The organism is Jiangella ureilytica, from assembly GCF_004348545.1.
GTDB lineage: Bacteria > Actinomycetota > Actinomycetes > Jiangellales > Jiangellaceae > Jiangella > Jiangella ureilytica.
Genome location: NZ_SMKL01000050.1, coordinates 1 through 26,231, shown reverse-complemented (window position 1 = coordinate 26,231; position 26,231 = coordinate 1). Strand labels below are relative to the sequence as shown.

Here is a 26,231-nt window from a genome sequence, read left to right as displayed (position 1 = left end):
GACGACGGCGTCAGCTCACCTCGCGCGCAACCCGGCCCGGGCGACGACGGCGACCAGCAGCAGCACCGCGCCGCCGATGCCGCTGACGACGATGAACCCGCTGGTGAACGCGACTTGAGCGGCCTCGAGAACCCCAGCGCCCGCCCCACCGGCGGAAGCCGTGGCCGTCGCAGTCGCCGCGAGGCTCTCGTGCGCCGCGGCGGCCAGCGGCTCCGGCGTGCCCGACGGGAGCAGCTCGCCGATGCGCCCGCCGTAGACGGCGACCGTGACGCTGCCGAGCGAGGCGATGCCCAGGGCGATGCCGAACTCGCCTGCGGTCTCCGACAGCGACGCCGCCGACCCGGCCCGCTCCGGCGGCGCCGCGGCGAGGATCAGGTTCGTCACGACGGCCATCGGCACGCCGATGCCGGCCGCCGCCACCGTCATCGCCGTCACCTGCAGGGCCAGTGAGTCCGTGCCGGCCTGGGTGAGCAGCAGCAGCCCCGCTCCGGCCACGGCCAGCCCGCCGGCCAGCAGGTCGGCGGCCTGGTACCGCTGCAGCAGCCGCGGCGCCGTCAGCGTCGCCGCGACCATGCCCACGTTCTGCGGGATCAGCCAGAGCCCGGCCTCGAGCGGCGACAGCCCGACCACGAGCTGCAGGTACTGCGCTGCGGCGAACGAGACGCCGGCCATGACGACGCCGGTGAGCAGGAACGCGCCCAGCGAGACGGTGAACCGGCGGTTCGCGAACAGCCGCAGGTCGAGCAGCGGGTCGGCGAGCCGCCGCTGCCGACGGATGAACGCGACCCCGAGGGCCAGCCCGGCAGCCATCGACAGCACAGCACCCACGCCGGCGCCGTCACGCGCCAACTCCTTGAGCCCGTAGATCACCGGCAGGATCGCCGCGACGCAGAGCCCGGCGCTCACCAGGTCGAGCCGGCCCGGCGCCGTGGTCTCGCGGTGCTCCGGCAGCAGCGATGGACCGAGCACCAGCAGAAGCAGCATCACCGGCACTCCCAGGAGGAACGCCGAGCCCCACCAGAAGTGCTCCAGCAGGACGCCGCCGACCAGCGGCCCGATGGTCATCCCGCCCATGAAGCACGAGAACCAGATGCTCAGCGCGACCGCCATCTGCGCCGGGTCGGGGAACAGCGTCCGGATGAGCGCCATGGTCGACGGCATCAGGGTGGCGCCCGCGATGCCCAGCAGCGCCCGACTGACGATCAACATCTCCGGGCTGGACGCGTACGCCGCCAGCACCGAGCAGGCCGCGAACGCCGCGCCGCCGACCAGCAGCAGCCGCCGTCGTCCGACCCGGTCACCGAGCGAACCCATGACCACCAGGAACCCGGCGATCATGAACGAGTAGATGTCGCTGATCCACAGCTGCTGCGTCGACGTGACGCCGAGGTCGGCGCTGAGCGCCGGCAGTGCGAGGTACAGCACGCTGATGTCCAGCGACAGCAGCAGCGTCGGCATCGCCAGGACGGCGAGCCCGAGCCAGGCCTTGCGCCCGGCCCTGGGCGGCGCCGGGGCCGCCTGGGTCGCCGGGTCGAGTTCGATGCTCATGATCACGGTCTCCGTTCGGATGGTGGGACGAGGCGGGTGACGGTCGCGGACGGCGGCGGATCGGGCCCCGTGCGGAGCAGCAGGAGCTGGCCGATCGCCGGCCCGCCGTTCTCCTCGGCCGTGGCGGCGACGTCGGCGACTAGCCCGGTGACGCCGGCCTGGCCGACGAGCGTCAGCCGGCGCGGGTCGCCGTCGAGCTCGCGGGCGTGGTCGGCGATCCACTCGATCGCGGTCCGGACGGCGCCGACGGCGGCCGCGGCGTCGCCGCCCGGGTCGCCGCGCCTGTCGCCCCCCGCGTCGCCGCTCCGGCCGCCGCCCGGGTGGCCGGCCGGTTGGCCGGCCGGGTCGATCGGCACCGTCAGCGACAGCACCAGCGAGCCGGCGGCCGCGAACGAGCACGCCAGCGTGTCCGCCGGCGGCGTCGCGCCGGACCGCGGGGACACGACCACGGTGACCGGGTAGGGCTGCTCCGGCGCGTCGACCGGGTCGAGGACGGGCGGCCGCGGCCAGCGGACCTTGCTGTACACCGGCCCGTCGGGACCGCGCAGCACGAGGGTCGCGTAGCCCGCCGCACAGGGCGTCAAGGTGTGGAACGTGCTCATGGCGTCACCTTGGCACCGTCCCTGACCTGCAGGGAAAGACCGTTCATGCATGAACGTCATGCACGAACGGCATGAGCCGGCCGGCCCGATCTAGGCCATACTCGGGTCATGGACAACGAGCCCCGCGGCCGGCTGATCGAGCTTCCGCACGCCCCTGAGGCGATCGAGCTGCGGCACCTGCGAGCGTTCGTCGCCGTCGCGCAGGAGCTGAACTTCAGCCGGGCGGCGGAGCGGCTCTACCTGTCGCAGCCGGCGCTGAGCCGGCAGATCAGCTCGCTCGAGAAGCTGCTCCGCGTCGACCTGCTCCGCCGCACGACCCAGCGGGTGGAGCTGACGCTGGCCGGTGAGGCGCTGCTCGACCGCGTGAAGACCGTGCTCGCCGACCTCGACGACGCCGTGCAGGTCACGCGGTCGGTCGGCGGCGAGACCTACGAGCGGGTCGAGCGGCTGCTGCGGCCGCTGGCCGAGTCGGTCGACGACCTCGACGCGTTCCGGGCGGCGAACGAGCAGCTCAGTGCCCAGTTCCCCACCCCGGCGGGCATCGAGATGCGCCCCGTCACGGCCGGGGGAGTGCCGTCACTGGCGTTCGGCCGCGACCACGGCGAGCTGCCGTCGATCCTGCACGTTCACGGCGGCGGTTACGTGGTGGGATCGGCGTACGGGTATCGGCCGCTCGCCGGCGCGCTGGCGGTCGCGGCCAGCGCGACCGTGCTGGTGCCCGACTACCGGCTGGCGCCCGAGCATCCGTTCCCGGCCGCCGCCGACGACGTCGTGGCCGCGTACACCTGGCTGGCCGAGCGGCACGACCCGGCGGCGCTGACGCTGTGCGGCGACTCGACCGGCGGCGGGCTGGCGATGTCGGCGCTGCTGCGGCTGCGGGCCGACGGAGCGCCGCTGCCCGGCCGGGTCGTGCTGCTCAGCCCCGGCGTCGACCTCACCTGCCGGGTCGTCCGCGACCACTCGGAGCCGCAGCCCATGGGGATCGTCGATCTCACCGAGCGGTTCGCGGGCATCTACCTCGACGGTCATCCGGCTGACGACCCGCTGGTCAACCCGCTCTACGCCGACCTCGCCGGGCTGCCGCCCCTGCTCGTCCAGGCGGCCACCGGCGAGCCGGCGCTGCCGGAGTGCCGGGCCCTGGTCGACCGCGCGACGGCGGCAGGTGTCGACGCGCGGCTGGAGCTGTACCCGGTGTCGACGCACGTGTTCCACCTGTACTGGTCGTTCCTGCCCGAGGCGGCCGAGGCGCTGGAACGGGCCGCGGAGTTCATCGCGGCGTCGACGGCCGAGGCGCGGGCGGACCCAGCGGCACGGTCAGCGGGCTGAGCCCCGGCGCTGCGGCGACCAGCATGCCGTCGACGGACACCCGCAGCCCGTCGGCGCGGTCGTAGGCGATGTCGACGGCGTGCCCGGCGATGCGCGCCCCGGTGAGCGCGAACCGGTCCAGCCCGATGTCGAGGGGGTCGACCGTCACGGTGGAGCCATCGGTGCCGGGCTCGAGGCCGGCGACGTAGCGGACGACGAGGTCGATGACGTAAGAATGCAGGTAGTCGACCTCGTCGCTGATGGGTTCGCCGGTCTCGCTGTCATAGTGCTCGACGAGATACGGGGTGCGGCCGTCGCGCTGCTGGAAGTGCAGCAGGGCGTACGAGCGCAGCAGCCGGCCGAACTCGGCGTCGTAGCGATGGCCGAACCGGCGGCTGGTCGCGCCGACGCCGTCGATGACCACGCCGTTGGTGTAGGGCCAGGTGGGGCCGTTCCACGAGCAGCCGTTGCGGCCCTTGACGAACACTCCGCGCCAGTCGCCGATGGGGCTGTAGACGGGCGAGCCGGGCGAGGTGGACGGCAGTGGCGCACCCGTGTCGAAGAGTCGCAGGGCCGACTCGAGGCCGGGCAGGTGCTCCGCGCCGGTGATGCCGGCCCAGTACGGGTAGAACCCGACGACGTTGCGGACCATGGCCTTCTGGTCGGTGGCGTGGTGCAGGTCGTAGAAGAACCCCGTGGCGGAATCCCACTGCTTGGCCAGCACCTGCGCCGCCACGGTGCCGGCGAGCGCGTCGAACTCGTCGGCTTTCGGCTCGATTGCCCCCAGCAGCCGCGCCAGGCCGGCCACGCCGCGCGCGTTGAGGTGGTGGTAGACGGCGCGGTCGACCCGCTTGAGCGGTGTGTAGCCGGACCGGTCGCGCGGGTCGGCGGGCCAGTCGTGGAATGCCCAGTAGCTTGGCTGGTACTCCTTGCCGGTGAGGATGTGCTCGGTCTCGATCGGAAGCTCGTCGCCGCCGGTGGCGAGCTTCAGCCGCTCGCCGCGGACCTGCGCTGCCAGCGAGGCCAGCATCTCCGCAGCGCCGTCGGTGTCGCGGTGGACGAGGGCGTACTGGTAGCTCGCCCAGCCGAGGAAGTTGGCGTAGGCGTGGAACTCGCTGGCGACCGTGCGGCTGCGGTAAAGCCCGTCGTCGCCCTGGGCCGCCCGCAGCGTGCGCCACAGCCCGGCGCCGAGCGACGGGTCTGGATGCCAGCGCGCCTCGAGCAGGTGCATGGGGCTGGACAGCGGGATGAGCTTGCTGAATTCCCAGCCGCCGGGGTCCCACGGCGACTTGGTCATCTTGTGCGCGCGGCCTTCGTAGAACAGCGAGTCGCGCAGCCCGCCGACCCCGGGCACGGCGAGGTTGTGCCGCAGCAGGAACCACCGGTACGCCCACAGGCGGGTCAGCACCGGGTCGCTGCAGGTGAACGACGGCACGGTGTCGAACCACTGTTGGTACTCGCGCTCCTGGCGATCGACGACGGCGTCAGCCCGCGGTCTCGTCGGGCCTGTGGCCGGGCCTGTGGCCAGAACATCGTCGAGGCGTCGCTCGAGGTCGTCGCGGGTCTCGGTCTCGGACAGCCCGAGCGCCGCCGCGACCACCAACTCGACCCGCTGACCGGGGCCGACGAGGAGGCCGTCCCACAGCGCCGGGTGGGAGGGGCGCACCAGCGTGAGCACCGTGAACCCGTGTCGTTCGACCCGCCGCGAGCCGAAACCGTCGCCGTCGATCCAGGAGCGGTCGACCTCGAGCCGCAGGGTCACCGGCTCGGCGCTCCGGTTCGTCCACACCTGCCGCGACACCGCGCAGTCGTCCCAGGTGACGAACTTGTCCTCGGCGAACGCCACCTTCGCGCCCGCACCGCCCGCCGCTGACACCGTCAGCCGGCTGGGCCGCCAGTGCGCCTCCCATGGTTCCGGCAGCTCGACGCCTGCGACGGTGAACAGCATCGGGATGTTGAGCTTGTGCACGAGGTCGATCGCGCCGACGAAGCCGGGCCGCTGCTCGAGGTAGTCGGCCCAGAGGCGGGCGCCGGTGGGGCCGAGCAGCAACGTGCCGGGGCGGGTGCGCAGCCCACGTCGTCCGGTGGCCAGCGCATCGTCGATCGACTCCATGACGTCAGCCTTGCGCCGCCGCCAGGTGTGCCGCGGCGGCCTGCTCGAGGTGCACGAGGTCGGAGCTGACCGTCGCGAACGTGAACCCCTGCGCCAGCCGGCGATTCGCAGTCGCGCCGTCGGGACAGTGGATGCCGGCCGCGATGCTTCGCTCGGCGGCCGCCGCACAGACCCGGCCGCACGCTTCGTCGAGCGTATCGGCGTAGGCGGGGTCGGTGGACGACGCGCCGCCGAGCGCCAGGGTGAGGTCGGACGGCCCGACGTAGATGCCGTCGAGCCCGGGCGTTGCCGCGATGGCCTCGAGGTTGTCGAGCGCGGTCAGCGTCTCGATCATGACCGCGCACAGCACGTGTGCATTGGTCTCGGCCGGTGCGGGGCCGATGCGCAAGCCCGCCCGCATGGGGCCGTAGCTGCGCCCGCCCTCGGGCGGGTAGCGGCAGGACCGCACCGCCGCGGCCGCCTGCTCGGCGGTGTCGACCAGCGGGACGATGACGCCGTGTGCGCCGGCGTCGAGTGCCTGGCCGATGTAGGTGAGGTCGTTGGACGGGACCCGCACCAGGCCCGCGCTGCGCCCGCCGGCCTCGATGGCCAGGAGCGCGGCCAGCCAGCCCTTGTAGTCGATGAGGCCGTGCTGGGCGTCGATGCCGACGTAGTCGTAGCCGACCCGGGCAATGCGCTCGGTGCCGACGGGGTTGTCGGTGGCGATCCAGTAGCCGACGGAGCGCTTGCGGCGGCGGATGCGTTCGACGGCCTCGAAGGCGGGGGAGGTGCTCACGGTGCGGGACTCCAGACTCTCAGCGGTTGTAGGCGGGCATGGGACCGCGCAGCTGCCGGCCCACATCGTCGCAGCGCTCGACCACTTCGGCGGGCAGCGGGCCGCGGGCCAGAGCCTCGAGGTTGGCCGTCAGCTGCGCCGGCCTCGACGCCCCGAGCAGCACCGATCCGACGACTGGCCGCGACACGAGCCAGCGCAGGGCGAGCTCCGGCAGCGACACCCCGGCGTCGGCGGCGATGGCCGACAGCGCGCCGACCGCCTCGAACATCCGTGGGTCCCAGTAGCGCTGGCGGTACATGGGCGAGAGCCGCGACGTCGCGAAGCGACCCTCGGCGGGCGCGGCCTCGAAGGTGTAGCGGCCGGACAGCAGGCCGCCGCCGAGCGGGTTGTAGACCATGGTCTCGATGCCGCTGGCCAGCGCGAACGCCACATACTCGTCGTCGATGCGGCGGGCCACGAGGTTGTAGAGCTGCTGCGCGACCACCGGACCCGGCACCCCTGCCGCGGCGAACAGCTGCCTCAGCTCGACGATCTGCCACGCGGCGAAGTTGGAGACGCCGACCCGGCCGATGAGCCCCTTGCCAGCCAGCGCCGCGACTTCGGTGACGGTGTCGGCCAACGGTGTCGCGGGATCGGGCTGGTGCAGGTAGAACAGGTCGACGTGGTCGAGCCGGAGCCGGCGCAGGCTTCCCTCGAGGCTTGCCCTGATGGCCCGCGGTGACAGCGGCGCCGCGTCGCCGGCGTCAGGATGCGCGATGCCGGCCTTCGTCGCGACGCTGAACCGGCCCGGCCGCCGCGCCAGCAGCTCGCCGAGCAGGTCCTCGGTCGCCCCGCCGGCATAGGCATTGGCGGTGTCGATCTCGGTGACGCCCGCGTCGTGGGCGAGGTCGAGCAGGCCGGCCGCGGTGTCGTGGTCGACGGTGTCGCCGAACGTCATGGTGCCGAGGACGGCGCGGGGGACCCTCACGAGACGGCTCCTGTGGTGGTGACGGACGTGCCCGGCCGGACCGGGCGCCGTGCGCGGGTCACGAGACGGCTCCCGCGCTGGTCGCTGGGGCGAAGAGCCGCGGCTTGCGACCGGTGATGAGCGCCGGGTCGAGCGCCGCGCGGCGCAGCTGGCGGGTGTAGTCGTGCCGCGGCCGGCTCAGCACCTGCTCGGTCGGCCCCTGCTCCACGAACCGGCCCTGTGACATGACGGCGATCTCTTGGCTGATCTCGCGGACCACGCCGAGGTTGTGTGAGATGAACAGGTACGCGATGCCCTCCTGTTCCTGCAGCTCGCGCAAGAGGTCGAGCACCTGCGCCTGCACCGAGACGTCGAGCGCGCTGGTGGCCTCGTCGCAGATGAGGACCTTGGGCCGGCTGGCCAGCGCCCGGGCGATGCCGATGCGCTGACGCTGCCCGCCGGAGAACTCCGATGGCCGGCGGTCGGCCTGCTCGCGTGTCAGCCCGACCCGTTCGAGTAGCTCGACGGCCAGCTTGCGCCGCTCGCCGCGGCCGCTGACGCCGCGCAGCCGCAGCGGCTCGGCGACGATGCCGGCGGCGGTGAGGTGTGGGTCCAGTGAGCCGTACGGGTCCTGGAAGATCATCTGGAGGTCACCGCGGACGGGTCGCAGCTCCTTCTCGCCGAGCGTCGCGAGATCGCGGCCCGCGTACCGGATGGAGCCGGCGGCCGGGGTCTCGAGCCGGACCAGCGTGCGGGCGAGCGTGGACTTGCCGCAGCCGGACTCGCCGACGACGGCCAGCGTGCGGCCCGCATCGAGGTCGAAGCTCACGCCGTCGACGACCCGGTTGCGGTGGCCGTGGGTGGTGAACTCGACGGTGAGGTCACGCACCGAGAGCAGCGGTTCGGTCATGCGACGTCTCCATCCCAGGTGCCCAGCTTCGGTACGGCGTCGAGCAGCCGGCGGGTGTAGTCGTGTGTCGGCGCGCCGACGACGGTCTCGACCTCGCCGCTCTCGACGAACCGGCCGTCGCGCATGACGTGTACGCGGTCGCTGACCAGCCGGGCCACGCCGATGTCGTGGGTGATCATGAGGATGCCCGCCGAGGTGCGGTCCTGCAGGTCCATGAGCAGGTCGAGGATGCCGGCCTGCACCGTGACGTCGAGCGCGCTGGTGGGCTCGTCGGCGACCAGGAGGTGCGGGTCGATGGCCAGCGCCATGGCGATGAGCACTCGCTGCAGCATGCCGCCGGACAGCTGATGCGGGTAGGCGTCGAGCCGGCGCCGCGGCTCGGTGATGCGGACCGAGTCGAGGAGGTCGGCGGCGTGGTGACGACGGGCGGTGCGGGACAGCCCGGGATCCTTGCGGGCCAGCACCTCGCCGAGCTGCCGGCCGACGGTGGCCACCGGGCTGAGCGCCGTCATCGGATCCTGGGGGATCATCGCGATCGTGCGGCCGCGCAGCCGCGCCGCCTCCTTGGGCCGGGCGACCACGTCGACGCCGTCGATGAGACAGCGCCCGGACACGACCGCGAGGTTGCGCGGCAGCAGTGCCTGCACCGCCATGGCGGTGGTCGACTTGCCGCTGCCGGACTCGCCGATGAGTGTGACGGTCTCGGACCGGCCGACGGTGAACGAGACGCCGTCGACCGCGCGGACGACCCCACCGGCCGTCATGAGTTCGACCTGCAGGTCCTGGACGTCGAGCAGTGTCATTGCGACTCTCCCTTCGCCGGCCGGGACCGGCCAACGCGGTCGCGCAGCCCGTCGCCGAGGAGGTTGACGCCGACCACCAGGAGCACGATGACCAGGCCGGTGAGGGTGACCAGCCACCACGAGGTGGTGATGTAGCCCTGGCCGTCGGCGATGATGCGGCCCCACGTCGGGTGCGGCCGCTCGACGCCGGCGCCGAGGAAGCTCAGTGCGCTCTCGAGCAGCACGGCCTGTGCCAGGAGCAGCAGCATGACCACGACGACCTGGTTGATGATGTTCGGCACCACGTGGCGCAGGAGCACCGCTGCGTGTCGCAGGCCGAGCACCCGGGCCGAGGCGACGTAGGGCTTCTCGCGCTCGACCAGCACCATCGCCCGGGTCAGCCGGGCCGGCTCGGGCCACTGCGCGAACGCGATGACCAGTGTGATGACGGTGATGGACGGCCCGAACAGGGCGACCACGAGCAGCAGCAGGAGCAGCAGCGGCACCGACATCTGGGCTTCCAGCAGCCGCGAGACGACAGAGTCGACCCAGCGGCCGTAATAGCCCGCGGCCGCGCCGGCGATGACGCCGACCACGCCGGAGACCACCACCGCCAGCACGCCGATGGTCAGAGACACCTGACCGCCGTGCAGAACGCGCGACAGCAGGTCGCGGCCCAGCTGGTCGGTGCCGAACAGGTGACCGTCGGTGAACGGCGGCAGCCGGCGCTGTGAAAGGTCCTGCTCGAGCGGGTCGGGCAGCGGCAGCACGTTCGCCAGCAGGATCGGCACGACCACGATGCCGGTCAGCACCGCACCCAGCACGATCTTGAGCCGGCTGGCCCGCCGCTGCAGCGCCGCAGCCGAGGCCCGGAGCCGGTCGGCCGTGACCGCACTGGGCCGGGCGGCCTGTGTCCGCGTCGTCATCGCGACACCGCCTTTCCGACGCGCACCCGCGGATCGAACAGCGGGTACAGGAGGTCGACGAGGAGTTGCACGCCGATGGCCAGCAGGCTGGTCACCAGCACGGTCGCCTGGATGAGCGGGTAGTCGCGGGTCTCGAGCGCCCGGACCACCAGAGAGCCGATGCCCGGCCAGGCGAACACCACCTCGACCACGACGACGCCGTTGAGCATCGCCGCGAACCGGGTGCCGAGCGCAGTGACGACCGCGATGGAGGAGTTGGAGAACGCGTACCGCCACGTCAGCGCCCGCTCCGCCACGCCGCGCGACCGTGCCACCGTCATGTACGGGGCGGCGAGGTTGCTGGCCATCTCGCGGTGCACCAGCCGGGAGATCAGCGCGATCTGCAGCAGCGCGATGGTGACCGCGGGCAGCACCAGCCCCGACCACGAGGTGAACCCGGACGCCGGGAAGACCGGCACCACCACGGCGAGCAGCGTGAGCAGCATGATGCCGGTCCAGAACTCCGGCATGGACTGCCCGGCGATGGTGCCGATGTTGGCGCCGACGTCCCAGCTGCTGTTGGCCCGGCGAGCGGTGAAGATGCCGAGCGGGATGGCGATGAGGGCCGTGAGCACGGTGGCTGCCCCTGCCAGCGTGATGGTGTAGGGCAGTCGCTCGAGCACGACGTCGAGCGCCGGTTCGCGGAAGGAGTACGAGAGGCCGACGTCGCCCTGAAGCAGCCCGGTGACGAAATGCCAGTACTGCGACGGGATCGAGCCGACCAGGCCGAGCTCATCGCGGATGGCCTGGAGATCGGCGGTCGTCGCCGTGGGCCCGCCGATGGCCGCGGCGGGGTCGCCGGGGGCGAGCCGGACCAGCACGAACACCGTCGAGACGATGAGGAAGACGGTGAGCAGGCTCTGCGCCACCCGCAGCGCCAGATAGCGGGCCATGGTCATCCCTCCTCGAGCCGCACGGCGGCGAGGTCGTAGGAGTTGATGGGCAGCAGATCGAGGCCGCTCACGACGTCGCGGTGGGCGAGGAGGACGTCCTGGGTGAACGCCCACATGGCCGGCCAGAGGTCCCAGATGGACTGCTGCACGTCCTCGAGCAGCGTGGATCGGCGCTGGTCGTCGGTCTCGGCCGCCGCCGCCGTGATGCCGGAGGCGATGTCGTCGTAGACGAACCCCATGAACGCGTCGCCGGTCTTCTCCATCTCGGGCGTGCCGGCGAACAGGCCCTGCAGGCTGGTGAGCGCCAGGCCGGTCTGGTTGCCGTAGCCGTTGCCGATGAGGTCGAAGTCGCCGCCGCGCCCCTGCCGCCAGGTGGGGAGGTCGCCGCCGGGCTCGAACTGGCGTAAGTGCACCCGCACGCCGATGTCGCCGAGCATCTGCGCGATCGCCTCCATGACATACGCGTCGGAGGCGAACTCGCCGGACTCCCAGATGACCGTGAGCTCGAGGTCGTCGACCCCCTCGGCGTCGAGCAGCTGCCGGGCCTTGCGCGGGTCGAACTCGAACCGGCCGACCTCGACCGCGCCGTCGAGGCTGAGCGGCACTACGCCGTTGGTGGGGGTGACGCTGTCGAGCAGGACGTCGCGCACGATGCTCTGACCATCGATGGCCAGGCTCAGCGCCTGCCGCACCGACGCCTTGGACAACGGATGCTCGGGCGGCTTGCGGAAGTTGTAGAAGAGTTGCACCAGGCGGGTGCCCTCGGCCTGCAGCAGGCTGATGCCGGGCAAGCCGTCGAGCTGCTCCGCGGAGTCGGGGGAGATGGAGTCGATGACGTCGACCTCGCCGCTGCGCAATGCCAGCACCCGGCTGGTCTCCTCGGGCAGGAACCGGATGCGCACCTGCTCGACGCCGGGCGCCGGACCCCAGTAGTCGCGGTTGGCGCTGAGCGTGTAGTCGCCGGTGCCGCGGTTGGCCTGGGTGACCACGTACGGGCCGCTGCCGACACCGTCGGACAACTCCTCGGGCAGGTTGGCCGCCGCCGGAGTGACGAGGATGTTGCTCATGAGGGCGTCGAGGCCGACCAACGGCCGCTGCGTGACGAGGTCGAACGTGTGCTCGTCGAGCTGCTGCACCACCGGCCACTCGGGGAACTGGTTGCCGACGAACGAGGCGTCGACCTGCTGGTACATGTCGAGCGCCGCGACGACGTCGGCCACCGCGACCGGCGTGCCGTCGGAGTACACGGCCTGGGGCCGGAGCCGCACTCTCCAAGCGGTGGGGGAGACGAGCTCGAAGCTCTCGGCCAGTACGGGTTCGGCCCGCAGACCGTCGCCGATGCGGGTGAGCGCTTGCCGCACCGCCCGCTGGACGGTGACGTGCGCGTCGAACTGGTTGAGCTTGTTGTCCAGGCTGACCAACGACCGGTTCAGCGCCAGTGTCAGGGTGCCGGCGCCGGACGTGCCGGTCGGTCCGGCACAGGCCGCGAGCACCGGACCCAGCGCGAGCCCGGTGCCGGCCGCGAAACCGGCCCGCAACAGGTCGCGCCGGCTCAGGCCGCGGCGCTGCCGTGCGCTGCCGTCCATCGTCACCTCCGGAGGTCTGCGGGAGTCGTGCGGATCACATTCGCATCTTTGCGCGAAACGCGCAAGTAACGTAGCGTTCACTCTCGCCGAGATGAGTCGGCCCGAGTCCCCGATCGGTGGTGAATCGTCGCATCTGCGCAGGAAGGAGAGCGTTCAGTGGACATTCCCGTGCTGCTGCTCGCCGATGACCTGACGGGTGCGGCGGAGGCGGCGGCCGCGTTCGTGGCGCGCACACCGCGCATCGTCGATCTGCGCATGGTGCGCGGTACGCGCGACGTGTTCGACAGCGGCTGTGTGGTCGCCGTGGACACCGATTCACGCTACGCCACGCCGCTGACAGCCGCCGATGGCATCGCGGCCGCGCTCGCGCTGCTGCCGCCCGGCGGCGTCGTGGTCAAGAAGCTCGACTCCACGTTGCGTGGCCCGCTCGCCGCCGAGCTGGGTGCGCTGCGTGCGCCGGGTTGCCTGCTCGTGGTCGCCCCGGCGCTGCCCTCGCTGGGCCGGACCGTCGTCGGCGGAGCGGTCCGGGTCGACGGCGTGCCGCTCGAGCGATCGGACGCTTGGGCCGCCGAGCCGCGGCCGGCCCCGGCGTCCGTGGCAGAGGCGCTCGCGCCGCTGCCGGTGTCGGTCGTAAACCTGACGGTGGTGCGCGGGAGTGCCGTGGGTCTGGCCGACGTGCTGCGTGCCGCTGCCGACGGCGACCGGCTCGCGATCTGCGACGCCGAGACCGAGGACGACCTGGACCGCATCGTCGCGGCGGGCGAACTGCTTCGCCGAAATGACCGGACGCTGCGATGGGCTGGTTCCGCCGGGCTCGCGCAGGCCCTCGCCCGCGCGTACGCGGCCGCCGGGGGAGCGATTCCGGCGGACGCGCCCGAGACGGTGGGTGGGTCTGCTGCCACGGAGGCACGGCGCGTGGGTGGGGCCACGCCGACGGACACGACACCGTCGGACGCCCCGGGGGTCATGGAGGTGCGGCTCGCCGAGATCCGGCCGTCGCGTGGGCCGGCACCGCCGCCGTTGGGGCCGATCCTGTTCATCGTCGGAACGGCGGCGCCGCCGGCGCGCGACCAGCTCGTCTGGCTGCGACGCCAGATCGGCACAGTGATCGAGCTCGATCCCGCGGGGCTCGCCGACGCCGAGGCCGACAAGGCGCGGGAGCTCGCCGAGCGCACTGCCGGACGCACCGCCGCCGTCCACCTCGCCGACGCTCGTGGTGCCGCCCGCTCGCCCGGCGTCGTCGCCGCACTGGCCCGGCTGGTCGCGCCAGCCGCCCGCGCCCACCCCGCGCTGGTCCTCACCGGCGGCGAGACCGCGCGCGCCGTGCTCGCCGCCCTGGGGGTGGGCGAGCTGCACGTCCGCGAGTCCTGGGCCGACGGCGTCGTCGTCAGCACCGCGCCCGGCGGGCGCGTCGTCGTCACCAAGCCCGGCGCGTTCGGCCGGCCGCGCACGCTGGTGCACATCGCACAGCGCCTTCCCAGCACCCGATGGCATCTGCATGCCGAGCACAGCCCGCATCAGGAGGACACATGAAGACACCACTGGTCGCCGTCACCATGGGCGACGGCGCCGGCGTCGGCCCCGAGGTCGTCGTCCGGGCGCTCGCCGACCCGGAGGTGCGCGCGGTGTGCCGGCCGGTGGTCGTAGGCGACCTCCGCCGGCTGGAGGACGCCGCCCGCATCACGGGCGTCGAGGTCGAGCTGCGCGCGGTCGACTCGCCCGAGGAGGCCACGTTCGAGCCGGGCACTGTCGAGGTGATCGATCTCGACCTGTTGCCGGCCGACCTCCCCTTCGGTGTGCTGTCCGCCGTCGCCGGTGACGCCGCCTATCAGTATGTGAAGGTGGCCAGCGAGCTCGCCGTCGCTGGACGCGTGCAGGCCATCTGCACCGCGCCCCTGAACAAGGAGGCGCTGCACGCCGGCGGCCACCCGTACCCCGGTCACACCGAGCTGCTCGCCGAGCTGTGCGGCGTCGACGAAGTGTCCATGATGCTGTCGACGCCGACCGTGAAGGTCATCCATGTCACGACGCACATCGGGCTCGTCGACGCCATCGAGCGCATCGACGACGCCCTGGTCGAACGGACCATCCGCCGCGGCGACGCGACCCTGCGCGACTCCGGACTGGCCCGCCCACGCCTCGGCGTCTGCGGCATCAACCCGCACGCCGGCGAGAACGGGCTGTTCGGCCGCGGCGAGGAGGCGGAGAAGATCGTCCCGGCGGTCGAGCGCTGCCGGGCCGACGGCATCGACGTGCAGGGGCCGCTGCCCGCCGACACCGCGTTCTTCCTGGCCGGTCGCGGCGACTACGACCTCATCGTCGCCATGTACCACGACCAGGGGCACGGCCCGGTCAAGGTGCTCGGGCTCGAGGCGGGCGTGAACATCAGCGTCGGGCTGCCGGTCATCCGTACGTCCGTCGACCACGGCACGGCGTTCGACATCGCGGGCACCGGAACCGCCGACGCCGGTAGCATGATCGAGGCTCTGCGCCAGGCCGCCGCGCTCGCGCCGAGCCCGTAGCGAGCGAGGTGGGGGATGACGACCGATCGGCTGAACGCCCGCGAACGGCGCCGGGCCATCGTCGACCTCGCCTGGACCGACGGGCGGGCCGGGGTCGGTCAGCTGGCATTGCACTTCGGCGTCACCGAGTCGACTATCCGCCGCGACCTCGCCCTGCTCACGTCCGAGGGCCGGCTGGCCCGCACCTACGGTGGCGCCATGGCCCACGGCCACGCGCCCGAGACGCCGCTGGGCCAGCGCTCGCGCGAGGCGTTCCGGCAGAAGCAGGCCATCGCGGCGTGGGCGGCCGAGCAGATCGGTCCCGACGAGACCGTCCTGCTCGACGCCGGCACCACCACCGGCCAGCTCGCGCGCGAACTGCGCGACCGCGACCGCCTCACCGTCGTCACCATCGGCCTCACGGTGCTCAACGAGCTGGCCGAGGCCGACGGCGTCGAGGTGCTGTGCCTGGGCGGCCGGCTCCGGCACATCAGCCAGGGCCTGGTCGGGCCGTTCGCCGAGGCGGCGCTCGAACGCATCACCGCCGACCGTGCTTTCCTCGGCGCCGACGCGGTCACCGTCGAGCACGGGATCTGCGAGGCCAACCTCGACCAGACCCGCCTCAAGGAGATGATGATGGCCCGCGCCGGGCGGGTGTACGTTCTGGCCGATGCCAGCAAGCTCGGCCGGCGCCCCTTCCACGCGTGGGCGCGCATGCCCGCGACGTGGACCCTGGTCACCGACGACGGCGCACCTCTCGACGAGGTCGAGCGATTCCGGGCCGCGGGCGTCGACGTCATCGTCACGAGCACCGAGGTCGCCGCGGCCACCTGACCCGCGAGGAGGGCCCACATGAGCGGTACCCGCTCCCACCGGCGTCGTTTCCGCAGTCCAGCACTGGGTACGCCGTCCAACATGACGCTGCTGACCATGGGCACGGACCAGCTCGAGGAAGCCCGCATCTCCACCGCCGGCCGGGCGTCCCGGACGTTGCACAGCGGCACGCGCCTGCGCCAGACCCTCATCGCGCTCACGGCCGGCACCCGCATGAACGAGCACCAGAGCCCCGGCGACGCGACGGTGCTGTGCCTGCGCGGGCACGTCACGCTGCACACGCGCGAGCGCGCCGTCGCCGTCGCCGAGGGCGAGTTGGTCGACGCCCCGCCGGAGCGTCACGACCTCGTCGCCGACCAGGACTCCGTGCTCATCCTGACCGTCGGGGTCGCCTAGGGTGTGTCTCCCAAGTCTCGGCCGTAGCGAGCGGCGTCCAGGCGGATGCCTCGCAAGGCCGAGGAGGGAGTCATAGCGGGGTTCTATGACGACCGACGAGAACGCAGCGAGGCGCCGCCTGGGCGTCGCGCAGTAGGCCATGGACTTGGGAGACACACCCTAGTACGCGTCTGCTGACGGCGCTCCTTCTACGGCCAGGGCAGTAGAAGGAGCGCCATGATCCGTCAGGCCGCTGTTGCCGCCACCCGGGTGTGCAGGTCGGTCACGACCTTGCGCGCCGACAGGAACGCGCCGGTCTGCCAGGCGGTGTAGTAGCTCAGGTGGTCGCCGGCGAAGTAGGTGTTGCCGTCGGCCTGCAGCAGGTGCTGGTAGGCCGCGCCCCGCCCACCGGGCCAGCTCACCCAGGCGCCCAGGCTGTACGGCTCCTTCGGCCACGCGACGGAGAACGAGTTGTCGAACTCCTGGTGGTACACGTCGCCGTGGATCTTCGCTCCCTGCGCCAGCGCACGCGCCTCCCGCTCGGCCACGGACAGGTTGGTGTAGGAGCCGGAGTAGTAGCCGACCAGCACGCCCTTCTGCGAGAAGTAGTCGTACGACGGGTAGTAGATGCCGGAGATGTCCATGTTGGTGTGGGTGACGCCGCCGTAGATGTCCAGGTCCTGCTCCCAGAACCGGCGCTTGAACTGGATGCCCATGCGGCCGCTGTTGGCACCGGCCGGGACGGTCAGCGCGGCCTTGGTCTCGGCGGAGAAGTTCGTCGTCAGGTTCCGCAGCACCATCGGCGGGATCGTCACGACGCAGTAGTCGGCGTCCAGCGTGCGGATCCGGCCGTTCAGGCGGTAGCTGACGCGCACGCCGGTCGACGTGTTGTCGATCCCGGTGACGGGGGCGTCGTAGGTGATGCGACGGCGCCCGCCGATCGCCGACGCCAGCGCGGCCGCGATCCGGTCCATGCCGCCGACCGGCTGCCACATCATCATGGCCTGGTCGAATCCGAACTCGGTCGCGAACCGAGTGCCGAACCGGCTCTGCAGGATGTCCGAGAGTGCGGGCGGCGGGCCGGCCACGGTGCCGGGCTCGTTGCCGGCGCCCGGCGCGACGCTGTAGCCGCGGCGGTTGTTGCCGGTGTACCGGCCGCCGGTCAGCCCGCCCAGGCTGTTGACCAGCTCGACCAGGCGCTGGCCGTCGGTGCCGGTGAGCCGGTCGTCGAGCGCGCCCTGGTCGACGGCGGCCGCGAGCAACTCGGAGATGTAGCCGTAGACGTCGGCCTTGGCCTGCCGGTGCGTGACGGCGGTGCCGGCCAGCGGGCCGTAGTTCACCGTCGGCGTGTTCTCGTGGTAGTAGAGGCCCTGCGCGTTGGCGTTGACCATCGGCTCGATCGCGACGCCCAGCTCGCGGCAGTAGTCGATGGTCAGGTGGTGGCTCGGGATCCGCGAAGGGCCGGCGTTGTAGTAGTGGCCCTCGTCGAACCTGCACACCTGGGTCACGCCGTCGGTGTCGGTGAGGCGGTCGCCGCGGCGGACGGTCAGCGCCCGGCCGCCGGGCTTGGACCGGGCCTCGATGACGTGGCAGTCGTAGCCCGCCTTGCCCAGCTCGTACGCGACCGCGAGCCCCGCCGTCCCCGCGCCCAGGATCGCGACCTTCGTGCCGTTCGCCGCGGCCGGGAGGTCGCTGGGGCGCAGCGCCTCGAAGTCGCCCGCCTCCTGCGCCGCGTGTGCCGGCGTGGCGATCAGGCCGAGCGCCTCCATCGTCCCGTAGAGCGCCGTCGCTCCGCCTACCGCCCCGACCCGGGTGAGGAACCCGCGCCGGCTCACGCCCTCGGGCGTCCCTGCTGTCGTCTCCACGCCTGCCTCCATCGATGGTGGGGTACTGACCCTCGATGGAGCTGTACGGGGAGGTGTCGGAAAAGGATTGCAATGTCGGATTGCAATCCTGCTGAACGCCAGACGGACGACGGGCGACGACGGTGTCAGCCGCGGCTCGGACGGGCCGCCCGGCCCCACGAGTCGAGCAGCCGCGCGGACGAGCCGCCGATCGGGCCGACGACGTCCTCGAGGTCGGCCGGCAGGGTCGCCGTCTCGACGGCGGGCAGCGCCTCGGCCGCGGTGTCGATCACCGACGAGCAGACGGCGAGCAGGTAGTCCGGGACCACGAGCCGCGGGTCGACGCAGCCGACGACGGGCACGCCGGCGGCCGCGATCAGCGGGAACACCGTGCCCGGGATGCCGATGGCGACCTCGGCCCGCGCCGACGCCTGCAGCGACGGGACCGGGCTGATCTCGTAGCGGCTCCACAGCGCCGGGTTCTCCCGCGGGTGCAGGCCGACGAGGATGTGCTTGCCGGCCGCCTCCAGCGCGGCCGCGGAGTCGAGCAGCAGCTGCGTCCCGGGCGCCGCGCCGCCGGTCTGGTCCGGGTAGGTGACGCTGGTGAGGACGAGGACGGTGCCGGCTTCCGGCGCGGGGGTGGGCAGCGTGTCGGTCTGCGGCGAGCCGACGACACGGACCCGGCGGCGGGTGCCGAGGTGCCCGGCGAATGACCGGCCCTCCGCGGCCGACGACGACGTCACCAGCCGCAGCCGCCGCTCGAACTCGTGCGCCCGCGGCGCCTCGGTGGCGTTGAGGTACGCCAGCGACGTCGCGGCCAGCGGCGTGTGCCGGCCGAACGCGGCGGCGCAGTCGGCCGGCCAGTCGGTGGCGCCGGTGACGACGAGCAGGTCGGCCGCGGGGTCGTCGGCCGGGGTGACGACGGGCACGGTCTCACCGGGTGCGATCTGGGTCAGGTCGGGGACCAGCTGGCGCACGTCCCAGCCGCGGCGGGCGATCTCCGGCAGCAGCGGCCGCACGTGGTAGGTGCCCCACGGCTCGTTGGTGGCGACGAGGATCCGCGGCGGCCGGGGCGACGCCGACGCCGTCGTCGCACCCCCGAGAGAGGCGAGGCCGAGGCCGGCCAGCGAACCGGCGACGAAGGAACGACGGGACGGACGGGACGGACGGTACGCATCGGTCATGCGGCGCACCGTACCCACGCCGCCCCAGCGACGGCGTGAACGTCCGGTGAAGTCGGCGGCGACCGATCACGCTCGCGATTCCGGTTGATCATGGAGAAGGTCGGGCGTGGAGCCGGCCGGGAGCCGACCGGGAGCCGACCTTCTCCGTGATCAACGGACGTGCCGGCGCTGGTCGGCGGCCCTGGTCGGGGGCAGGTGGTCCCCGCCCGGTGGGAGGGTGCCCACCCTACGGGCGGGCACCGACAGAGCGCGCGCGCTGGGACGTGCACCCGGGATGCGGGCCGGGCCTCACCAGGGGACGGGGCGGCCGTCGCGGAAGAAGCCGCCGGTCGGACCGTCGTCGGGCAGGGTGGCCGCCCAGACGATGCCGGCCGCGCCGTCGGCGACCGGCCGCCCGCCCGGGCCGCCCATGTCGGTGACGACCCAGCCGGGGCAGATCGAGTTGACCAGGATCCCGTCGCGGCGCAGCTCGGCGGCGAGCATCCGGGTGACGGCGTTGAGCGCGGCCTTCGTGAGGCTGTACGCGGGCGTGCCGCCGCCCATGCTCGCGAGCGACCCGCCCTCGCTCGACACGTTGACGATCCGCGGGTGCGCGCTCGCCCGCAGCAGCGGCAGCAGCGTCGTCGCCAGCCGCCAGGGCCCGTAGACGTTGGTCTCGGCGGCCTCGCGGACGACGTCGAGGTCGGCGGTGGCCGCGCGCTGCCAGGTGTCGTAGTGGATCGCCGCGTTGTTGACCAGCACGTCGAGCCGCCCGTACTCGGCGCGGAGAAAGCCCGCCAGCGCGTCGGCGTCGGCGGCGCTGGTGACGTCGAGCCGGTACGGGACGACGGCACCCGGCCCCGCCATTCCGCGCGCCGCCGACTCGGCGGCCGCGAGGTCGCGGGCCGTCAGCACGACGGTGTGCCCGCGGGCGGCGAGCTGACGGCCGACCTCACGCCCGATCCCGCGGTTGCCCCCGGTGACGACGGCGACGGCGGCGGCCCCGTCGGTCACGCCGCGACCCGGCCGCCCGCGCCGTCGTCGACCCGGATGTCGTAGCGGCCGGCGACCAGCCACGTGCCGGAGCGGTCGCCGTCGACGATGCGGTGGTAGGCGCGCACGGTCGTCGTGCAGCGGCCGCCGGGAGAGACGAGCACGGGGCCGGTGAGGTGCTGCGTCGCGTCGAAGCCGGGCAGCAGCCCGCGCCAGCGCGCGACCACGTCGGCGGCGGCCACCGTCTCGGCCGACCCGCCCCACAGCGAGGTGTAGTCGAGTCGCACCTCGTCGGCCAGGACGGCCAGCACGCCGTCCCAGTCCAGCGTGTCGACGGCGTGCAGCAGCGCGGTGACCGGATCGTTCATGCCGCCGATCCTGCCGCGCCGACACCGTCGCCGGGAGGGTCCGATCCTGCGGTTCTCAGCTGCGACGGCAGATAGCCGGTGTGACGGCGGAACTGCCGCCGGAAGTGGCTGAGGTTGGACAGCCCGACGGAGTAGGCGACCTGGGGGACGCTCAGCCGCCCGTTCAGCAGCAGCGACTTGGCCCGTTCCATGCGCCGCGACGTGACGTACTCGTGTGGCGCCAGGCCGGTGGTCGCCTTGAACGCGCGGGCGAAGTGGAACGGGCTCAGCGTCGCGGCCGCGGCGAGGTCGTCGACGGTGAGCGGGTCGCCCAGCCGCGTCTCGACCACGTCGGCGACCCGGTCCAGCAGCACGCGGTCCAGCCGCCCGGCGAGTGCCCGGCGAGGCGGCGCGATGCCCGCATAGTGTCCGACGACGTGCTCGGCCAGCCGGTGGGCGAGGGCGCTGGCGCGGACGGTGTCGACGTACGCGGCGCCGACGTGCGCCCGCTTGAGGATCGACGCCGCCCCCAGCACGACGGCGTCGCGCACACCCCGCAGCGGCTCGATCTCGGGCGTCCGCGACGACCCGGCCGCGGCCCGCAGCAGGTCGTCGCCCGGGTACATCTCGACCAGCTCGTCGGGGCGCACGACCTCGCTCCAGTACACCCGCGACCGGCCGTTGGCGAACACGTCGCCGGGCCGGATGTCGAACCGGTCGCCGTGCCCGCCGGACTCGGCGACCACGCCGCGGTGCTCCGCGAACGAGACCCCGATCTGCTGTGGCTCGCTGACCCCGACCCGCCCTGTCGGCGGCTGCCAGCAGTACACCGACCGCAGCCCCGGCCAGCGCAGCTCCGACCGGCGCGCCGTCAGGACCGCGCCGCCGCCACCACCGTCACGCACTGCAGGGACCATGCCGCCAGTATCCGTGCCTCGTCCAGCCCCAGGGGCGCTCCGGCGAACGTCCACGTGGACCGGTGCACGTTGATCAGCGCGCCCAGCAGCAGGACCGCGGCGCCGTCGACGTCGAACCCGGGCGCCGGGTCGCCGCCGATCCAGCGCCGCAGCGCCTCGGCCATGACGCGGTAGCCGGCGTCGGAGACCTGTTCCCGGAAGGCGTCGCGCTGCTCGGCGACGCGATCGCCCTCGTGCTCGAAGACGTCGACGACGGCCCGCTGCGACGCGAGCTCGTCGAGGACGTAGCGGCCGAGCGCCAGCGCCTCGTCGTACACGTCGGCGACCTCGCCGCGGACCACCTCGGTGCGCCGGGCGCGGACGGAGTCGAGATGCCGCCGCACGGCCTCGTCGAGCAGCGCCTCCTTGCTGGGGAAGTGCCGGTAGAGCGCGCCGCGCCGCGGCTGCAGCCCGGCCGCCGCCTCGATCTGGCCGACCGTCGTGGCCCGGAACCCCTGCAGCGCGAACAGCCGCATGCCCTCGGCGAGCAGCCGGTCCTTGGTGCTTGCGCCGTCCGTAATCATATGATTACTGTAGCGCATAATCAAGTGATTACATCGCTCGCGAGGAGACCCGGAATGGCGACCATCGAGTTCTCGGCCGGTCCCATCGACTACGACGACCGCGGCGACGGCCCGCCGCTGGTCCTGCTGCACGGGCTGCACATGGACGGCGGTCTCTGGCGCCGCGTCGTGCCGCTGCTCGAGGGGTCGCACCGCTGCGTGGTCCCGACGCTGCCGCTCGGCGCGCACCGGACCCCCATGCGCGACGGTGCCGACCTCACCCCGCGCGGCGTCGCCCGCCTGGTCGGCGAGTTCCTCGACCGCCTCGGCCTGAACGACGTCCGCTGGTCGGTGCCGACACCGGCGGCGCGCTCGCGCAGCTCTTGCTCGCCGAGGGGGCGGACGGAGCCCGCGTCGGCCGGGTCGTCCTCGTCTCCTGTGAGGCGTTCGAGAACCTCCCGCCCGGCCTGCCCGGACGCGTCTCCGCCGCCGCGGCCCGGGTTCCCGGCGGGCTGGCGCTGGCGGCGCACTCGATGCGGCTGCCCCTGGCCGCACGGCTGCCGGTCACCTGGGGGTGGATGGCGAAGCGGCCGATCCCGCGTGACCTGCTCGACGACTGGTTCCGGCCGCTGCGCACCAGCCGCGGTGTGCGCCGCGACCTCACCGCGTTCGTCCGCGCGATCCCGGACACCGACCTCACGGCCGCGGCCGCCCACCTCGCCGCGTTCCACGGCCCGGCGCTGGTGGTGTGGGCGGGCGAGGACCGGGTCATGCCGCCGGAGCACGCGAGCCGGCTGGCCGCCTGCTTCGCCGACGGCCGCTACGTCACCGTCGCGGACAGCCGCACGCTCGTCCCGCTCGACCAGCCGGCCGCCCTGGCCCGTCACATCGCGCGGCTCGTCGCCTGTCCACCCCGCGAGCGTCGTGTCCGGATCTCGGACCTCGTGCGTTTCCTGCCGGACGACGGGACTAGCGTGTCCGCATGACCGTGACACCCTCGAAGCCGGACCTGAAGCCACACTCCCGGGCGGTCACCGACGGTCTCGAACGTGCCGCCGCCCGCGGGATGCTCCGCGCCGTCGGCATGACCGACGACGACTGGGAGAAGCCGCAGATCGGGGTCGCCTCGTCCTGGAACGAGATCACCCCGTGCAACCTGTCCCTCGACCGCCTCGCCAAGGCGTCGAAGGAAGGGGTACACGCCGGCGGCGGGTTCCCCATGGAGTTCGGCACCATCTCGGTGTCCGACGGCATCTCCATGGGCCACGAGGGCATGCACTACTCGCTCGTGTCGCGCGAGGTCATCGCCGACTCCGTCGAGACGGTGTTCGGCGCCGAGCGGCTCGACGGCGCCGTCCTGCTGGCCGGCTGCGACAAGTCGGCGCCGGCCATGCTCATGGCGGCCGCACGCCTCGACGTCGCCGCCACGTTCCTGTACGCCGGGTCGATCCTGCCCGGGCGGGTCGGTGACCGCGAGGTGACGATCATCGACGCGTTCGAGGCGGTCGGCGCCTGCGCCCGCGGCCTCATCACCCGCGAAGAGGTCGACGAGATCGAGCGGGCCATCTGCCCGGGCGAGGGCGCGTGCGGCGGCATGTACACCGCCAACACCATGGCCAGCGCGGCCGAGGCGCTCGGCATGTCGCTGCCCGGCAGCGCCGCGCCGCCCGCCGTCGACCGCCGCCGCGACGGCTACGCCCGCAAGTCCGGCGAAGCCGTCGTCAACCTGCTCCGCCTGGGCATCACCACCCGCGACATCATGACGAAGGAGGCGTTCGAGAACGCCATCGCCGTCGTCATGGCGGTCGGCGGCTCCACCAACGCCGTCCTGCACCTCATGGCCATCGCGCACGAGGCGGGCGTGAAGCTCGAGCTCGACGACTTCAACCGCATCGGCGACAAGGTCCCGCACCTGGCCGACGTGAAGCCGTTCGGCCGGTACGTCATGACCGACGTCGACCGCGTCGGCGGCGTGCCGGTCATCATGAAAGCACTGCTCGACGCCGGCCTCATGCACGGCGACGCGCTCACCGTCACCGGAAAGACGCTGGCCGAGAACCTCGCCGACATCGCGCCGCCCGACGTCGACGGAAAGATCATCCACGCGATGAGCAACCCGATCCACCAGACCGGCGGCCTGACGATCCTGCGCGGCTCGCTGGCCCCCGAGGGCGCCGTCGTCAAGTCCGCAGGCTTCGACACCGCCGTCTTCGAGGGCACCGCCAAGGTGTTCGACGGCGAGCGCGGTGCCATGGACGCCGTCGAGAACGACACGCTCGAGAAGAACGACGTCATCGTCATCCGCTACGAGGGCCCCAAGGGCGGCCCCGGCATGCGCGAGATGCTCGCCGTCACCGGTGCCATCAAGGGCGCGGGCCTGGGCAAGGACGTCCTGCTGGTCACCGACGGCCGGTTCTCCGGCGGCACGACGGGGCCGTGCATCGGCCACGTGGCACCCGAGGCGGTCGACGGCGGGCCCATCGCGTTCGTGCGCGACGGCGACCGCATCCGCCTCGACCTCGCCGCCCGCACCCTCGAGTTGCTGGTCGACGACGACGAGCTCGCCCGCCGCCGGGCCGCGTGGACGCCGCCGGCGCCCAAGCACCAGCGCGGCGTGCTGGCGAAGTACGCCAAGCTGGTCGGCTCGGCCGCCAACGGGGCCGTCTGCGACTGACGCGGACGGGCCGTCCGTCGGGCTGGGTTCCGCGTCCCTGCTGCCCGTTCTCTGACCCGCGCGCCCGCGGTCTGAGAACCGGCAGCCATCAGGGGACGCGGGGGTTGGGCGGTTGGCGCGCGGTCTGCGTCCAGGTTCGGTGTCACGGCTCTCGGCGCGGAGGCGGCGTCCGGCGTGACGGGGGACCAGGACGTGACGTGACCAGGACGTGACGTGGGACGAGGACGTGACGGGGGACGAGGACGTGACGTGAGACCAGGAGTGACGAGGGACCAGGACGAGCCCCGGGCTCAGCGTCGTGAAGGGCGGGTCACTGCTGCTCTGGCCGCAGTAGCGCGCCCTTGACGGAGCGAGCGGCGCCGTTCGCCGTTCGCCGTCCGCCGGGCACGTCACGAGGACGTCTCCTGGTTCACGAGGCCTGCAGGCCTGGTGTGGCAGGGAATCGGGTGGTGAACGTGGTCATTCCGGCGCGGGCGGCGGCCACGGTCGGGATCTCCGACGGTGGCTTCGTCACCTCGCGCGTGCTCGCCTACCTGGGCGGCTTCCAGCGGGTCGGCCCCGGCGGCGGGTCGGGGGAGGCTGTGCCGTGATCAGGCGCGGGCCGGTCAGCTGCTGCCGCGCAGGAACCGCGCGATCGCACTCATGTCCTCGTCGCCCAGCCCGGCGGCGACGGCATCGGCGACGGCCCTGCGGTTGGTGACGGCCTGCGGCATCGGGGCGCCGGCCCGGGCGGCGAGGTCGAGGATGAGGTCGAGGTCCTTGGCGACGAGGTCGAGCCGGAACGCGACCGGAGTGTCCTCGGGCCGCTCGAACGCCGCCCGCTTGTACTGCACGAACGGCCCGCCGGCGACGCTGCCGGCGAAGACCTCGTAGGCGGCGGCGCGGTCGACGCCGGACCGCTCGGCCAGCACCAGAGCCTCGGCGACGGCCTGGTTCAGCGAGTGGACCAGCGCGTTGACCGCCAGCTTCATGGTCGCGCCGGCGCCGTGGTCGCCGACGTGGAAGATCTGCCTGGCCAGCACGTCGAGCACGGGGCGGGCGCGGTCGAGGTCGGCGGCCTCGCCGCCGGCCATGATGGTCAGCTCGCCGCGCTCGACCACCGGCACGCTGCCGGAGACCGGGGTGTCCAGCATCGAGCCGCCCGCGCGTGCGCGAACCAGGGCGGCCAGGTCGATCGCGGTCTGCGGCGCCACGGTGCTGGTGTCGGCGACGACGGTGCCGGGCCCGGCTCCCGCGGCGACGCCGTCGGGCCCCTCGTAGGCGGCCCGGCAGGCGGCGTCGTCGGCCAGTGACACCAGCACGACAGGGCCGGCGGCGGCCGCCTCGCGCGCGGTGTCGACGGCGCGGGCGTCGATGTCCGCCGCCACCCCGGCCGCCCGCGCGGGCGAGCGGTTCCACAGCACGACGTCGAGGCCGGCCGCGCGCAGCCGCCCGGCCATGGCCGCGCCCATGCGCCCCGTCCCGACGACGCCGACCGGGCCCGGGCGGGCCGTGCCCGGGCCCGAGAGAGCCGCCGCGTCGTCGACGGCGGCTGTCGGTGCCCGCCCGTAGGGTGGGACTCCCTCCCGGCCGGGCGGGGTGTGGCCGGGAGGGAGTCCCACCCTACGGGCGGGCAC

General features: G+C 73.2%; 24 protein-coding genes and 1 pseudogene. 8 read left to right on the top strand and 17 right to left on the bottom strand.

From position 1 onward, the window contains the following. Window positions 1-15: 15 nt before the first annotated feature. Together E1212_RS20100 and E1212_RS20095 are read right to left on the bottom strand one after the other, a co-directional pair. Entirely contained in the window at window positions 16-1,548 is a 1,533-nt protein-coding gene (locus E1212_RS20100) for an MFS transporter (protein ID WP_131985723.1), read from the bottom strand. A 2-nt stretch (window positions 1,549-1,550) separates the two neighbouring features. After that, window positions 1,551-2,150 carry an alpha/beta hydrolase family protein gene (locus E1212_RS20095; RefSeq protein WP_131985721.1) on the bottom strand — a complete coding sequence of 200 codons (600 nt, stop codon included), beginning with the start codon at window positions 2,148-2,150 and terminating at the stop codon, window positions 1,551-1,553. A gap of 108 nt (window positions 2,151-2,258) precedes the next feature. Here E1212_RS20095 and E1212_RS20090 point away from each other — a divergent pair, with 108 nt between their 5' ends. Beyond that, complete coding sequence (locus E1212_RS20090) at window positions 2,259-3,476, top strand: alpha/beta hydrolase fold domain-containing protein (protein ID WP_131985719.1); 1,218 nt, start codon at window positions 2,259-2,261, stop codon at window positions 3,474-3,476. Here E1212_RS20090 and E1212_RS20085 read toward each other — a convergent pair. The 8 genes from E1212_RS20085 to E1212_RS20050 all read right to left on the bottom strand — a co-directional run bounded on the left by E1212_RS20085 (window position 3,418) and on the right by E1212_RS20050 (window position 12,425). Further along, on the bottom strand, window positions 3,418-5,568 hold the full coding sequence (locus tag E1212_RS20085; RefSeq protein WP_131985717.1) for an MGH1-like glycoside hydrolase domain-containing protein: 2,151 nt from the start codon (window positions 5,566-5,568) through the stop codon (window positions 3,418-3,420). The two genes, E1212_RS20090 and E1212_RS20085, sit on opposite strands and share 59 nt — an antisense overlap. A gap of 4 nt (window positions 5,569-5,572) precedes the next feature. Continuing rightward, on the bottom strand, window positions 5,573-6,343 hold the full coding sequence (locus tag E1212_RS20080; RefSeq protein ID WP_203417031.1) for an HpcH/HpaI aldolase family protein: 771 nt from the start codon (window positions 6,341-6,343) through the stop codon (window positions 5,573-5,575). A gap of 19 nt (window positions 6,344-6,362) precedes the next feature. Further along, window positions 6,363-7,280: an aldo/keto reductase gene (locus E1212_RS20075; protein ID WP_131985759.1), complete on the bottom strand. Its 918-nt coding sequence runs from the start codon at window positions 7,278-7,280 to the stop codon at window positions 6,363-6,365. Window positions 7,281-7,368: 88 nt separating this feature from the next. After that, a complete protein-coding gene (locus E1212_RS30535) occupies window positions 7,369-8,199 on the bottom strand; it encodes an ATP-binding cassette domain-containing protein (protein ID WP_131985713.1) in 831 nt (276 codons plus the stop codon). After that, window positions 8,196-9,002, bottom strand: a complete 807-nt coding sequence (locus tag E1212_RS30530) for an ABC transporter ATP-binding protein (RefSeq protein WP_131985711.1) — start codon at window positions 9,000-9,002, stop codon at window positions 8,196-8,198. Before E1212_RS30530 ends, E1212_RS30535 begins: the two co-directional genes overlap by 4 nt. After that, on the bottom strand, window positions 8,999-9,907 hold the full coding sequence (locus E1212_RS20060; protein ID WP_131985709.1) for an ABC transporter permease: 909 nt from the start codon (window positions 9,905-9,907) through the stop codon (window positions 8,999-9,001). The genes E1212_RS30530 and E1212_RS20060 overlap by 4 nt, the downstream gene beginning before the upstream one ends. Further along, a complete protein-coding gene (locus E1212_RS20055) occupies window positions 9,904-10,839 on the bottom strand; it encodes an ABC transporter permease (RefSeq protein WP_131985707.1) in 936 nt (311 codons plus the stop codon). The genes E1212_RS20060 and E1212_RS20055 overlap by 4 nt, the downstream gene beginning before the upstream one ends. 2 nt (window positions 10,840-10,841) lie before the next feature. Beyond that, window positions 10,842-12,425, bottom strand: a complete 1,584-nt coding sequence (locus E1212_RS20050) for an ABC transporter substrate-binding protein (RefSeq protein WP_131985705.1) — start codon at window positions 12,423-12,425, stop codon at window positions 10,842-10,844. A 156-nt stretch (window positions 12,426-12,581) separates the two neighbouring features. Here E1212_RS20050 and E1212_RS20045 point away from each other — a divergent pair, with 156 nt between their 5' ends. The 4 genes from E1212_RS20045 (at window position 12,582) to E1212_RS20030 (ending at window position 16,156) form a co-directional block, all read left to right on the top strand. Beyond that, entirely contained in the window at window positions 12,582-13,958 is a 1,377-nt protein-coding gene (locus E1212_RS20045; protein WP_131985703.1) for a four-carbon acid sugar kinase family protein, read from the top strand. Beyond that, complete coding sequence (gene pdxA, locus E1212_RS20040) at window positions 13,955-14,947, top strand: 4-hydroxythreonine-4-phosphate dehydrogenase PdxA (protein ID WP_131985701.1); 993 nt, start codon at window positions 13,955-13,957, stop codon at window positions 14,945-14,947. Before E1212_RS20045 ends, pdxA begins: the two co-directional genes overlap by 4 nt. Before the next feature lie 15 nt (window positions 14,948-14,962). Further along, complete coding sequence (locus E1212_RS20035; protein WP_131985699.1) at window positions 14,963-15,760, top strand: DeoR/GlpR family DNA-binding transcription regulator; 798 nt, start codon at window positions 14,963-14,965, stop codon at window positions 15,758-15,760. An 81-nt stretch (window positions 15,761-15,841) separates the two neighbouring features. Then, window positions 15,842-16,156, top strand: a complete 315-nt coding sequence (locus E1212_RS20030; RefSeq protein ID WP_131985698.1) for a cupin domain-containing protein — start codon at window positions 15,842-15,844, stop codon at window positions 16,154-16,156. 224 nt (window positions 16,157-16,380) lie between these two features. Here E1212_RS20030 and E1212_RS20025 read toward each other — a convergent pair whose 3' ends face one another. From E1212_RS20025 to E1212_RS20000, 6 genes are all read right to left on the bottom strand, one after another. Further along, window positions 16,381-18,000, bottom strand: coding sequence for a flavin monoamine oxidase family protein (locus E1212_RS20025; RefSeq protein ID WP_203417029.1), 1,620 nt, complete (start codon window positions 17,998-18,000; stop codon window positions 16,381-16,383). Window positions 18,001-18,125: 125 nt separating this feature from the next. Then, complete coding sequence (locus tag E1212_RS20020; protein ID WP_131985694.1) at window positions 18,126-19,163, bottom strand: hypothetical protein; 1,038 nt, start codon at window positions 19,161-19,163, stop codon at window positions 18,126-18,128. Window positions 19,164-19,451: 288 nt separating this feature from the next. Continuing rightward, window positions 19,452-20,156 (bottom strand): SDR family oxidoreductase, encoded by a 705-nt coding sequence (locus E1212_RS20015; protein WP_131985692.1) that lies wholly within the window; start codon window positions 20,154-20,156, stop codon window positions 19,452-19,454. Continuing rightward, window positions 20,153-20,503 (bottom strand): nuclear transport factor 2 family protein, encoded by a 351-nt coding sequence (locus E1212_RS20010; RefSeq protein WP_131985690.1) that lies wholly within the window; start codon window positions 20,501-20,503, stop codon window positions 20,153-20,155. Before E1212_RS20010 ends, E1212_RS20015 begins: the two co-directional genes overlap by 4 nt. Then, entirely contained in the window at window positions 20,500-21,399 is a 900-nt protein-coding gene (locus E1212_RS20005) for a helix-turn-helix transcriptional regulator (protein WP_131985688.1), read from the bottom strand. The genes E1212_RS20010 and E1212_RS20005 overlap by 4 nt, the downstream gene beginning before the upstream one ends. Further along, entirely contained in the window at window positions 21,354-21,962 is a 609-nt protein-coding gene (locus E1212_RS20000) for a TetR/AcrR family transcriptional regulator (protein WP_131985687.1), read from the bottom strand. Before E1212_RS20000 ends, E1212_RS20005 begins: the two co-directional genes overlap by 46 nt. Window positions 21,963-22,016: 54 nt before the next feature. Here E1212_RS20000 and E1212_RS19995 point away from each other — a divergent pair. The 3 genes and pseudogenes from E1212_RS19995 to E1212_RS29560 all read left to right on the top strand — a co-directional run bounded on the left by E1212_RS19995 (window position 22,017) and on the right by E1212_RS29560 (window position 25,205). Beyond that, window positions 22,017-22,927 (top strand): annotated as a pseudogene (locus tag E1212_RS19995) (alpha/beta fold hydrolase). Next, on the top strand, window positions 22,924-24,615 hold the full coding sequence (gene ilvD, locus E1212_RS19990; protein ID WP_131985685.1) for a dihydroxy-acid dehydratase: 1,692 nt from the start codon (window positions 22,924-22,926) through the stop codon (window positions 24,613-24,615). Before E1212_RS19995 ends, ilvD begins: the two are co-directional and overlap by 4 nt. A gap of 449 nt (window positions 24,616-25,064) precedes the next feature. Further along, window positions 25,065-25,205: a hypothetical protein gene (locus E1212_RS29560; RefSeq protein ID WP_162605553.1), complete on the top strand. Its 141-nt coding sequence runs from the start codon at window positions 25,065-25,067 to the stop codon at window positions 25,203-25,205. 15 nt (window positions 25,206-25,220) lie between these two features. Here the strand turns inward: E1212_RS29560 and E1212_RS19985 are convergent. Then, window positions 25,221-26,231: NAD(P)-dependent oxidoreductase (locus E1212_RS19985; protein WP_203417027.1), on the bottom strand; the 1,011-nt coding region annotated here is incomplete at its 5' end.

Bases quoted from the DNA above. Each gene is read 5' to 3' on its own strand.
- E1212_RS20100 (WP_131985723.1), bottom strand. From the start codon at position 1,548: ATGAGCATCGAACTCGACCCGGCGACCCAGGCGGCCCCGGCGCCGCCC.
- E1212_RS20095 (WP_131985721.1), bottom strand. From the start codon at position 2,150: ATGAGCACGTTCCACACCTTGACGCCCTGTGCGGCGGGCTACGCGACC.
- E1212_RS20090 (WP_131985719.1), top strand. From the start codon at position 2,259: ATGGACAACGAGCCCCGCGGCCGGCTGATCGAGCTTCCGCACGCCCCT.
- E1212_RS20085 (WP_131985717.1), bottom strand. From the start codon at position 5,568: ATGGAGTCGATCGACGATGCGCTGGCCACCGGACGACGTGGGCTGCGC.
- E1212_RS20075 (WP_131985759.1), bottom strand. From the start codon at position 7,280: ATGACGTTCGGCGACACCGTCGACCACGACACCGCGGCCGGCCTGCTC.
- E1212_RS30535 (WP_131985713.1), bottom strand. From the start codon at position 8,199: ATGACCGAACCGCTGCTCTCGGTGCGTGACCTCACCGTCGAGTTCACC.
- E1212_RS30530 (WP_131985711.1), bottom strand. From the start codon at position 9,002: ATGACACTGCTCGACGTCCAGGACCTGCAGGTCGAACTCATGACGGCC.
- E1212_RS20060 (WP_131985709.1), bottom strand. From the start codon at position 9,907: ATGACGACGCGGACACAGGCCGCCCGGCCCAGTGCGGTCACGGCCGAC.
- E1212_RS20055 (WP_131985707.1), bottom strand. From the start codon at position 10,839: ATGGCCCGCTATCTGGCGCTGCGGGTGGCGCAGAGCCTGCTCACCGTC.
- E1212_RS20050 (WP_131985705.1), bottom strand. From the start codon at position 12,425: ATGGACGGCAGCGCACGGCAGCGCCGCGGCCTGAGCCGGCGCGACCTG.
- pdxA (WP_131985701.1), top strand. From the start codon at position 13,955: ATGAAGACACCACTGGTCGCCGTCACCATGGGCGACGGCGCCGGCGTC.
- E1212_RS20035 (WP_131985699.1), top strand. From the start codon at position 14,963: ATGACGACCGATCGGCTGAACGCCCGCGAACGGCGCCGGGCCATCGTC.
- E1212_RS20030 (WP_131985698.1), top strand. From the start codon at position 15,842: ATGACGCTGCTGACCATGGGCACGGACCAGCTCGAGGAAGCCCGCATC.
- E1212_RS20020 (WP_131985694.1), bottom strand. From the start codon at position 19,163: ATGACCGATGCGTACCGTCCGTCCCGTCCGTCCCGTCGTTCCTTCGTC.
- E1212_RS20010 (WP_131985690.1), bottom strand. From the start codon at position 20,503: ATGAACGATCCGGTCACCGCGCTGCTGCACGCCGTCGACACGCTGGAC.
- E1212_RS20005 (WP_131985688.1), bottom strand. From the start codon at position 21,399: ATGGTCCCTGCAGTGCGTGACGGTGGTGGCGGCGGCGCGGTCCTGACG.
- E1212_RS20000 (WP_131985687.1), bottom strand. From the start codon at position 21,962: ATGATTACGGACGGCGCAAGCACCAAGGACCGGCTGCTCGCCGAGGGC.
- ilvD (WP_131985685.1), top strand. From the start codon at position 22,924: ATGACCGTGACACCCTCGAAGCCGGACCTGAAGCCACACTCCCGGGCG.